Annotated in this window: 2 protein-coding genes; both read right to left on the minus strand. The window is 51.7% G+C overall.

What is annotated here, in order from left to right; genetic code table 11:
• Window positions 1-685, minus strand: a 685-nt coding sequence (locus tag MV985_RS08995) for a cation:proton antiporter (protein WP_297465504.1), incomplete at its 3' end; no start/stop codon positions are given.
• 42 nt (window positions 686-727) lie between these two features.
• A partial coding sequence (locus tag MV985_RS09000; protein WP_297465506.1) for an SDR family NAD(P)-dependent oxidoreductase occupies window positions 728-1,459 on the minus strand: 732 nt, incomplete at its 5' end.

The raw sequence follows: 1,459 nt of genomic DNA on the forward strand, positions 1-1,459 counted from the left end.
CGAGGGAGTGGAAAAATCCGGCTACCAGCAGCAGTAGCCCAAGCATGAGGAGAATTACATCCTCGGCACCGGTTAGGACCTTTTCCAGGTAGTGGGTAATCCTCGAAAGGATAATTTTTCCGAGGACTACCGAGAGGGCGACAACTACGAACATCAGGAAGATATTGCCCACGATATGGGCGGGGCTCACCTGCCCCTGCATCAGTCCAAAGAGCACCGATAGCAGGACTATGGAGACTATATCCTCGAATATAAGTATTCCGAGAATCAGCTCCGTTTCGGGGTTAATCAGTCTCTTGTAGTCGATAAGGAGCTTTGCGATTATAGAGGTCGAAGAGGGGTAGGCGACGGTCGCGATAAATAGAGCCTCTATCCAGTTGAAGCCAAAGAGCAACGCCAGCCCAAGCGGCGGAAAGAAGTTGAAGACGAAGTCGGAGATACCCGCTTTCCACGACTTTGCGGTCATCGACTTTAGCTTCTCGATGTTGAACTCCAGCCCTATGAAGAAGAAGAGCAGGATTAGCCCCAGCTCGACGAAAAAGTGCAGGTGCTCGGCGTGGATGAAATCCTTTGTTAGCAGCCCCAGGAATATAATGGGTATAAGCGCCGGTATCCCGAACCGCTTGGATACCAGTATCGACAGGTAGATTAAAAATAGCGCCAGTCCCGAGTACAGTAAAGCCATAAGGTTTAAAGATTTATATTCGGAAAAGGCGGAAGCAAAGGGCTAAGGTAAGTATTTGGCGTATATGTCGGGAAAGGCTTTCCTAACATCCACAAACTCCCCGGAGGGGAACCTGTTTAGGTTGGGAAATACCTCGAGGAGCATCTTAGCCGCGCTCTCGGGTGTGTGCTTGGGGGACTCTTGTAACCTCTTTACCGAGGGGAAGCGCTCGGGGTCGGCTTCTTCGATAATCCGCTTTAACATCGGGGTAAGGATAAGTCCGGGCGCGAGCGAAATGAGGTGGCTCCTCTCGAACTCCCAGTGGTAGAGCTTCACCATGCAGTTTAACGCCGCCTTTGACATGGAGTAGGCGTTCCACCCCTTGTTGCAGTTGACCGCCGCCCCGCTGGAAATGGCTATAACCTGTCCCACCCTTAGGTCTTTTTCCTTTTGCAGGTCCTCGAGGAGGTCGAAAAGAATCTTGTTCGCCCAGAGGTTGATGTCGAAAACTTTCTTCAATTCCCTTAGGGGGACATTCCTCATCTCCGATAGCTCCCCGAGGACCCCCGCGTTCAACACCACCCAGGGGAGGGTTTTGTTTACACCCTCCAGGAGTTTCCTACCTTTGAAATAGACCTCCTCGTGGACCGAGAGGTCGCATTTTTCAAAGACCAGATTGGGGTTTCCCCTCAATTTTTCGGGCAACCTCCTCGAGAGGGCGAAAACCTTGTAACCCCTCTTTAGGAACTCCTCCGCCAGAGCAAGCCCCAAACCGGAACCGATACCGGTTATGAA

Origin of the sequence: Thermococcus sp., from assembly GCF_027012695.1 — an archaeon.
Taxonomy (GTDB): Archaea; Methanobacteriota_B; Thermococci; order Thermococcales; family Thermococcaceae; genus Thermococcus.